9 protein-coding genes and 1 pseudogene are annotated in these 8,461 nt (G+C 32.3%); 5 read left to right on the forward strand and 5 right to left on the reverse strand.

The window, feature by feature from the left end:
• The 3 genes and pseudogenes from QZ143_RS04690 to thiD form a co-directional block, all read left to right on the forward strand.
• Positions 1-224: pseudogene (locus QZ143_RS04690) on the forward strand (proline--tRNA ligase); the annotation flags it as partial.
• Between the two features lie 7 nt (positions 225-231).
• Positions 232-906: a 2-phospho-L-lactate guanylyltransferase gene (gene cofC, locus QZ143_RS04695; RefSeq protein ID WP_292881750.1), complete on the forward strand. Its 675-nt coding sequence runs from the start codon at positions 232-234 to the stop codon at positions 904-906.
• On the forward strand, positions 907-1,641 hold the full coding sequence (thiD, locus tag QZ143_RS04700) for a bifunctional hydroxymethylpyrimidine kinase/phosphomethylpyrimidine kinase (RefSeq protein WP_292881754.1): 735 nt from the start codon (positions 907-909) through the stop codon (positions 1,639-1,641). It abuts the gene before it with no gap.
• A 41-nt stretch (positions 1,642-1,682) separates the two neighbouring features.
• On the opposite strand, the gene QZ143_RS04705 is transcribed toward thiD, so the two are convergent.
• From QZ143_RS04705 to QZ143_RS04720, 4 genes are all read right to left on the reverse strand, one after another.
• On the reverse strand, positions 1,683-2,435 hold the full coding sequence (locus tag QZ143_RS04705; RefSeq protein ID WP_292881757.1) for an ABC transporter ATP-binding protein: 753 nt from the start codon (positions 2,433-2,435) through the stop codon (positions 1,683-1,685).
• Between the two features lie 9 nt (positions 2,436-2,444).
• Complete coding sequence (locus QZ143_RS04710; protein WP_292881759.1) at positions 2,445-3,194, reverse strand: ABC transporter permease; 750 nt, start codon at positions 3,192-3,194, stop codon at positions 2,445-2,447.
• A gap of 88 nt (positions 3,195-3,282) precedes the next feature.
• A complete protein-coding gene (locus QZ143_RS04715; RefSeq protein WP_292881762.1) occupies positions 3,283-5,430 on the reverse strand; it encodes a heavy metal translocating P-type ATPase in 2,148 nt (715 codons plus the stop codon).
• A 24-nt stretch (positions 5,431-5,454) separates the two neighbouring features.
• Positions 5,455-5,721, reverse strand: a complete 267-nt coding sequence (locus QZ143_RS04720) for a hypothetical protein (protein WP_292605554.1) — start codon at positions 5,719-5,721, stop codon at positions 5,455-5,457.
• A 204-nt stretch (positions 5,722-5,925) separates the two neighbouring features.
• On the opposite strand from QZ143_RS04720, the gene QZ143_RS04725 reads away from it, so the two are divergent.
• Positions 5,926-6,855 (forward strand): type II CAAX endopeptidase family protein, encoded by a 930-nt coding sequence (locus QZ143_RS04725; protein WP_292881764.1) that lies wholly within the window; start codon positions 5,926-5,928, stop codon positions 6,853-6,855.
• 21 nt (positions 6,856-6,876) lie between these two features.
• Here QZ143_RS04725 and QZ143_RS04730 read toward each other — a convergent pair whose 3' ends face one another.
• Positions 6,877-7,224, reverse strand: coding sequence for a carboxymuconolactone decarboxylase family protein (locus QZ143_RS04730; protein ID WP_292605558.1), 348 nt, complete (start codon positions 7,222-7,224; stop codon positions 6,877-6,879).
• A gap of 267 nt (positions 7,225-7,491) precedes the next feature.
• Here QZ143_RS04730 and QZ143_RS04735 point away from each other — a divergent pair, with 267 nt between their 5' ends.
• Positions 7,492-8,295, forward strand: coding sequence for an SAM-dependent methyltransferase (locus tag QZ143_RS04735; protein ID WP_292881767.1), 804 nt, complete (start codon positions 7,492-7,494; stop codon positions 8,293-8,295).
• The last annotated feature ends 166 nt before the right edge of the window (positions 8,296-8,461 follow it).

Here is an 8,461-nt window from a genome sequence, read left to right on the forward strand (position 1 = left end):
CCGAACATGTCAAATTCACAGAAAACATAGACGAAATTTCAGAGCTTGTTGAAGCTGGAAATGTAGTCAAATTCTACTGGTGTGGAGATGAAGCCATAGGTAAGGAAATCGAAGAAAAAACAGGCTATGACATTTTAGGAATTCAAGAAGAAATATCTGAAGGCAAATGTATAGCCAGCGACAATGATGCAAAATACATTGCTTTAATAGCTAAAACTTACTAGTGATAATATGGACAATATTTATGCAATAATTCCAGTAAGCAAATTCAAAAATGCAAAAACAAGGCTTTCTCCTTTTTTATCAGAAGAAGAAAGGGAAAAACTCCTGAAAGTAATGCTTCAGGATGTAACCGATGCCCTAAAAAGATATGTCGATAAAATTTTCATAATCAGCAGAGATGAAGACGTCCTCACTTACGCTAAAAGCCTTAAATTGGATACTATTCTTGAAAATGAAAATTCCAATCTAAACAAAGCATTAACACAGGCAATGAAATTCTGCAAAGGTAAAACCCGAAAGGTCATAATTGTTCCATCAGACATCCCATTGATAGGAAAAACAAACATTGCCATGTTAATTGAAGCATCAAAAAGTCTAGATTTCATTATTGTCCCATCTAAAGGTGGAGGGACAAATATGATGATTATGAAGCCTATGGCTATTCACACTCATTTTGAAGGGTTCAGCTATAAAGAGCATGTCAATGCTGCAGAAAGGAAAAAACTAAACCCCCAAGTTCATGATTCACTATTCATGGCTTTGGATGTCAATACTGCAGAAGATTTGGGTGAAATCATGATTCACGGTGAAAAAACCCATACCAGAAAATATCTAAAAGAGTTGAAAGTGCAGTTTGAGCCTTTCCGTGGAAGTGAAAGAATTAAAGTTACAAGAGCTGATTAGATGATTGTAATGAGCATAGCCGGTGTTGACCCTTCTGCCGGAGCAGGTGTTTTTGCAGATTTAAAGACATTTCAGGCAATTGGTGTTTATGGAACCGGCATCGTAACAGCTCTAACCGCACAAAATCCCTATAAATTCTTTTCAACATTGCCTGTCAGTGAAGACTACATTACTGAGCAAATTGATGCAGTAATGGATTCATATGATGTCGAATTTATAAAAACAGGAATGTTATATTCCCCGGAAATAATCAAATTGGTTTCTAAAAAAATCAAGGAATATGACTTAAAGGCAGTGGTAGATCCAGTCATGGTTGCAACATCCGGCGGAGACTTAACTCAACAAGACATTGCAAAGGCATTGAACAAATATCTGCTTCCAAACTCCATTTTAACAACACCAAATATTGCCGAAGCCGAAAAGTTAACCGGCTTAAAAATTAATTCGAAGGAAGATGCTATTAAAGCCTGTGAAAAAATAGTTTGTGACAGCCTCATTACCGGAGGACATTTGGATGGAATAAACACCATTAACATCAATGGCGAGATCCTGATTGAAAAACAGGAATTAATAGAAACAGATAATTTGCATGGAACAGGCTGTAATTTATCATCAGCAATTGTTGCATATTTGGCAAAAGATAATGATTTAAAAACAAGTATTTTAAAATCCCTCGATTATGTCTATGAAGGGATAAAAAATGGAAATTACGGAACTTTAATAGCTAAAATATAATGTTAAAAAAAAAAAGAATTAACTGAGATATAGCTGAAAAGCTAGTCTCCCATATCTAAATTTTCGACAATAGACTCTTGAAGAGCTATAAATTCTTTAGATTCTCTTTTTCTCGGTCTTTCAATATCTACATCTATGATATTTGCAATTTTACCAGGATTTTTATCCATAATGACAATTTTATCTGCAAGATATACTGCTTCATCAACATCGTGAGTAACAAAAACAATTGTATTTTCAAATCTTTTCCAAACCCCAATCAGTTGTTCTTGAAGCTTATGTCTATTTTGCATATCCAATGCAGAAAATGGCTCATCCATAAGTAAGATTGGTGAATGATTAAGCAAAGATCTAATAATTGCAACCCTTTGCTTCATACCACCTGAAAGTTCATGTGGATAGCTATCCTTAAAGTCAATTAAACCAACACTTGTCAAGTATCTCTCAGCAGCTGCAATATTTTCTTCCTTGCTTCCCTTTTTTGTCATTTCCAAACCAAAAGTTACATTTTGAAGGACAGTTAACCAAGGAAATAGTGAATATTGTTGGAAAATTACGGCTCTGTCACCAGATGGCTTTTTAACAACTTCACCATTGGCAACAATTTCACCGGAAGTAGGTTGGTCCAATCCTGCAATCAATCTTAAAAGAGTTGTTTTACCACATCCTGATGGTCCTAAAAGGCAAATTAACTCCCCATCATCAATAGTTAAATTAATATCCTCTAAAACAGATAATTTATCTGATTTTTTACCTTCAAAGGATTTATTAATATTTTTTACATCAATTGACATTCATAACACCTACCAAAATATCCTGTTTTGAATTCTTGTAAATATAAAGTCAAATATAAGTCCAATTAAACCAATTACAAGCATACCAACAACAGTAGTACCAGTATCAAACAGGTTTGTTGCAGTTAAAATCATATAACCTAAACCACTACTTGAACCAATCATTTCAGCTGAAATAGTACACATCAATGCAATACCAATACCTACCTTTAAACCAGATACGACATAAGGAACTGCAGAAGGTAAAACCACACGTCTTAAAACATTCCAATCAGTAGCCCCAAGAGTTTGAGCTGATTCCACTAAAACTTTATCAGTTCTTTTAACACCATCAGTAGTATATACCAAAATAGGGAATACACATCCCATAAATATAATGAATACTGCAGGAACGGTTCCTATTCCAAACCATAAAATTGAAAATGGAATCCATGCAACAGGAGGGATTGGTCTTAAAACACTTATTACAAAAGTACATAAATCTTCCAAAGTCTTATACCACCCAAGTAAAATCCCAAGAGGAATAGCCACTAAAGATGCCAAAATTAAACCAGCAAATACTTTAAATAATGTATCAATAGTATTAGTGAGCAATTTTCCATTTTGAATAACTACCCATGCAGAATTGATTACATCAATAGGTCCCGGCAAGATATATGAAGAAAACAATCCCAAACCATTAGTTATCAAATACCAAAAAAATATTAAAATTATCGGTAAAATTATTGGGACAAACCTATTATTATAATTATCAAACATTTCATCACTTAATTTAAAATTTTTATACATTAATAATTATGTTAACATAATATAAAAACTTTAAAAAAATATTAAAAAAAAGAAAAAATTAAGAAGCATCAGCCACTTCAATAGCTTCTACTTCTATACCTTTGTTATAGTCTTCATCTTTTAGAACTGATTTGGTACTCATAGCTCCAAACAACATTGTAGACAAATTGTGTATCATTGAAGATGTTGATGGGGAGATTACACCGAATACACCTAATACAAGAAGTGAACCGTTTACCAATACAATATTACGATAATTGTCATTAATCTTGTCTAGCATTCCAGTACTTAATTTTCTAAGTGTTACAAGGTCATATAAATCATCTGACAATAATGATATGTCTGCTACTTCACGGGCAATATCTGATGAATTTTTCATTGAAACAGATACATCTGCCGCCGCTAGCGCTGGTGAATCATTAATTCCATCACCGACCATTATTACAGTCTTGCCTTCATCCTTAAACTCTTCAACAATTCTTGATTTATCTTCTGGAAGCACTTGAGACCTATATTCTGTGATACCTAAAGCTTTTGAAGCTGCTTTTGCACCGCTTTCACTGTCTCCAGTAAGCATCACTATATTTTCAATGCCTAAAGACTTAAGTTCTTCAATAACATATTTTGCTTCTTCACGTACAGGATCATCAATACAGATAATTCCCTCAAGCTTTCCATCAATTGCCAGATAAACAACAGAATGTTCCTTGGCAGCTTTATTGACTTTTTTATCCTGAGTTTTGGTTATCTTAACCTTTTCATCATCGAATAAGAAGTGTTTTGAACCAATCACGGCACGTTTACCATCATATTCAGTTGCAATACCATGAGCTACAATATATTCAACTTCACTGTGGTCTTCTTCATGCTTCAAACCTTCTTTTTCAGCTTGTTTTACAATAGCGGCAGCAATACTATGAGCAAAATGCTCTTCAATACACGCAGCCATAGTCAAGATTTCATCACGAGTGTATCTTTTAGACATAAGAATAACATCTACAACCTTAGGTGTTGCATTTGTTAATGTTCCAGTCTTATCAAATACAATTGTATCCGCATTGGCATAATTTTCAAGGAATTTTCCACCTTTAATCATCATTCTGTTATCTGATGCTTCGCGCATAGCAGATATGATGGACAATGGAGTAGTCAATTTGATTGCACAGGAGAAATCAACCATCAATACAGATAATGCCTTTGTTGGATTTCCTGTAATTAAATAAGTCAAAGCAGTTGCAATGAAACTATATGGAACAATTGAATCTGCGAGCTTTTCAGCCTTGCTTTGCGTATCCGCCTTTAACTCCTCAGAATTTTCGATTAAATCAATAATCTTATTTAATCTTGTTTCCTTATTCATCGAGTAGACTTCAACAATCAAGTTTCCTTCTTCAATCACAGTTCCAGCATGAACTGTTTTTCCAGGTCTTTTATGAACGGCTAATGGTTCGCCAGTCATTGACGCTTCATTGACCATCCCTTCACCTTCAATTACTTTTCCATCAACAGGAATTACATCGCCCATATGTACTTTAATCTTATCTCCTTTATCAATGTCCACGACAGGACATTGTTTTTCCTCACCATCCTCACCGATTATCCAAACGGTATCAATATTTAAAGCCAAACTATCTTTGAGTGTTGATTTGGCTTTTTGTAGTGTGTAATCTTCAAGTTCATCGGAAATTGACAATAAGAACATCATAGAGCTCGCTGGTTGATACTGTTTTAACAATAATGAACCAGCAACTGCTGCACCATCAAGGAGTGCAACATCGACACGGAAACTAGTTAAACTATCTAAGCCTCCAGAGACATACTTTAAAGCACGGAAAATTGTTAAGGCATTCTTGATAGGTATCGGCAAGAATAATCTTCCCAGTAACCTTTTAAAAATCATTTTAGATAATTTTAAATAAAAATCATCAGTGATTTCTTTTGAAACTTGAGTTTGTGTTGGTTCAGCCTCAAACAAATCATCCAATGTAATTCCTCTCAAGATATCAAATATTTTCTCTTTATTTTCGATACCCTCTTCATAGTATATTAATATACTACCATTCCTATGAGAAGTATAGACCTCATAGATAAAACTCTGATTCAAAAGTAATGAAGCAAGACCATAACCTTCCTCTTTAGTGAAGGCCCATTTGCCAGCACGAACCCTTAAACGAGATCCGTTATCATACATTACTTGGAATTTCATTTTTCAACCTAAAAAAAAATAAACTTACTTTTTAGCTTCAACGTATATTTCTTTTTTGTCTTCTTCGTGTGCGTCGAGTACAATCTCTTCAGCATTTTCTTTCATGTCCTGGAAGCATTCTTCTGCATCTTTTCTAACAGACATTACAGATGCCATTCCTTGAGTTGCTGCATCTTTTACAGTTTTAGATTCAATTATTTTTTTACCGACAATTGCAGTTGCGATTCCAGCTGCAAAAATCAATGCATGTTTATGTTCTGCACATTTTTCAAAAATTTCATTTCTTATCATTTTAACTTCTCTCCTCTAATTTTAAAATAAAGTGATATTTAGGAGAACCTAAATTCCCCGACATTTATGTAATATGTACTTTATATTATATAAATTTTAGGTTAACCTAAATTAATGTGCAAAAACTGTCATGCCTAAAAACCAATAGCAAACATTATATAGAAAAACCAATAATAACAAAACAAAAGCAAAAATGGTGAGAAATTGAATATACATAAAAAATTTTTCTCAAAAATCGGATTCAATTATTTGATATTCGGACTGCTAGCGTTAATATTTCAAATAATACTGGTGAATATTTTAGGATTCTATGATGATAAATTACTTGGCAATGTTAATGTCTTGTCAATTTTATCTGGAATCTGCAATTATATACTACCATTGCCAATTTTCATTTATCTAATGAGAAAAATAGAATCGAAAACACTTGAAAAGGAAAACATTAACTTCAAAAAATTCATTATCTATATTGCCATTTCACTAACCCTGATGTGGATAGGTAACATTGCTGGCCTTTTAATCACATCATTACTTAGTGCAGCCACACATTCAGACATCTCAAATCCTGTTGTTGAGCTGATAAATTCTTCAAACATCATATTGAATCTTTTGCTAATCAGTATAATAGGCCCCGTATTTGAAGAACTGCTATTTAGGAAGATATTAATTGACAGAACTATAAAATATGGTGCAAAAGTATCCATAATACTTTCAGCATTGCTATTTGCATTTTTCCATGGAAATGTAAACCAATTCTTTTATGCATTCTTGATTGGTGGATTTTTCGCTTACGTATACATAAAAACAGGAAAAATAAAATACTCAATAGCATTGCATATTATTCTTAACCTGATGGGATCTGTAGTGAGTCTATTTGTAGGTGAAGCAGGCCAGGCAATTGCTCAAAACTCATTCAACATGTTCGATTTAGGGATAGTGTTAATCTACTTTATTGTAATCATTATTGCCTTTTTAATTGGAATTTATGAATTGATAAACTATAAAAAGGCCAAATTCAATGGGGCAAAAACAGAAATATATCTAAAAAACCCTTTAAAAACAGTTATCTTAAATCCTGGAATGATATTTTTTATGATATTCTTCATTTGTGAAATCATATATCAATTGCTGTAAAAAAAAGAAAAAAAAGAAATATTATTCCAGATTTTCCTCTTCTTCAATAGATGCAACAACACTATTTAGAATTTGAAGTGATTTGGAAAATGCAGGCATACCTGAAGTTAATAATACAACCCTCAAAACATCAACAATCTCTTCTTTGGTAATGCCCAAAACTTCAATAGCACTTCTCATTTGCTTTTTGGTAGCTCTTGGATCTGCACGGGAAGCAGTGATACCAATAGCAATTAATTTTTGAGTTTTGTAATCTAAAACCTTACCATCCCATACAGTATCGTTAATGTTAGATACCAATTCAAACAAGTCCTGATGGCTATCTTTTAACTCCCTTATACCTTTACCGTAATATACATCTCCTTTCATATTATGTCCTCTCCAAAATAATTTTAATTAATTAATGATTTCATTTTTAAATTATATATAATTAATCTAGTTATAGTAATACTTCTGCAATGAAATTCATTCTTAATGATTTATCGACATATATGATAGGAATAAAGAATATTCATTCAAACATTACTAAAACCATTACTTTAATATTTATATACTTATTAAGTTAAACTAAATATAGTTAAATAAGCACTGGTAAAAATGAAGAATACTTCAAATTAATGCATATTGGGCGATAATATGGGAATCTATTGGTATGGGCAGATGAATATTAAAGGAAGAAGTAAAGATCTTAACAAATTTGAAGAAAAATATCCTCAAATCCATCAATTTTTCACTGAATTTGATATTTGGCCATGGATTGATGAATATGAACGCACCGAAAGCGAAATAAATGTTAAGATTTCCGGCAAAACACATCCGTATCAGGGTCAATTTGAAAAAATGATGGAAAAATATAAAAACTCAAATTTAACCATGTCTGTTCTTGTTGAATCCGAATTGGACTATATTGAGTTGTCACAAAATAAGATTCTCAGTCGTGATAAGTTCACTCCCAATCTTGTTTCAGATTCATCAAAAATCCTAGATTTTCTTGACAAGAAATATAATCTCATCCCCATATTTGGAAACGTTATTATTCTTGAGGATGATGGGCATACAGAATGGAAACAGCTAGCGGAATATAAAAATGTTTTCAATGCTGAAAAACTTAAATTCAAATCAAATAGGCAGTATATGCCATACGATACTGCACTATCCAACATGACTCTCAATTATTCTGGAAATAGAACAATTGATAAAGTTAAAACAATTGATTTTGCAAATTCCCTTATTGAAGATTATTACCCTTGCAATCTTGTTTTTAAAATAATTTCAAAATCAGAATCTGAAGAACTAATTAAAACACTTAAAGATAGATTTGAAATTGTTAAAATAATTAAACCACAAATTCTGAATAAAAGAAGCTCTACAAGATATGTTGTATGTTTGAAAGGCGGTGGTAATTCTTATGAATGTGTCTCAAAACTGATATGGATTTAACAGATTTTTCTTTAAGGATTATGCCAATTTCTGAAGAAATATCTGATTAATAGAAAATTTCTGAATATAAATTTAAAATATGACATTAACATCAGCCATTTGAGATCTGAAAATTGCTTTGAAAAACCCTGCTATATGTATGAGTTGAATCAAGTTTGATTTTCAA

This window comes from Methanobrevibacter sp. UBA188 (assembly GCF_905234905.1).
In the GTDB taxonomy this organism is placed as follows: Archaea; Methanobacteriota; Methanobacteria; order Methanobacteriales; family Methanobacteriaceae; genus Methanocatella.

Excerpts from the sequence above, each read along its gene's own strand:
- cofC (WP_292881750.1), top strand. The coding sequence starts at position 232 with ATGGACAATATTTATGCAATAATTCCAGTAAGCAAATTCAAAAATGCA.
- thiD (WP_292881754.1), top strand. The coding sequence starts at position 907 with ATGATTGTAATGAGCATAGCCGGTGTTGACCCTTCTGCCGGAGCAGGT.
- QZ143_RS04705 (WP_292881757.1), bottom strand. The coding sequence starts at position 2,435 with ATGTCAATTGATGTAAAAAATATTAATAAATCCTTTGAAGGTAAAAAA.
- QZ143_RS04710 (WP_292881759.1), bottom strand. The coding sequence starts at position 3,194 with ATGTTTGATAATTATAATAATAGGTTTGTCCCAATAATTTTACCGATA.
- QZ143_RS04715 (WP_292881762.1), bottom strand. The coding sequence starts at position 5,430 with ATGAAATTCCAAGTAATGTATGATAACGGATCTCGTTTAAGGGTTCGT.
- QZ143_RS04720 (WP_292605554.1), bottom strand. The coding sequence starts at position 5,721 with ATGATAAGAAATGAAATTTTTGAAAAATGTGCAGAACATAAACATGCA.
- QZ143_RS04730 (WP_292605558.1), bottom strand. The coding sequence starts at position 7,224 with ATGAAAGGAGATGTATATTACGGTAAAGGTATAAGGGAGTTAAAAGAT.
- QZ143_RS04735 (WP_292881767.1), top strand. The coding sequence starts at position 7,492 with ATGGGAATCTATTGGTATGGGCAGATGAATATTAAAGGAAGAAGTAAA.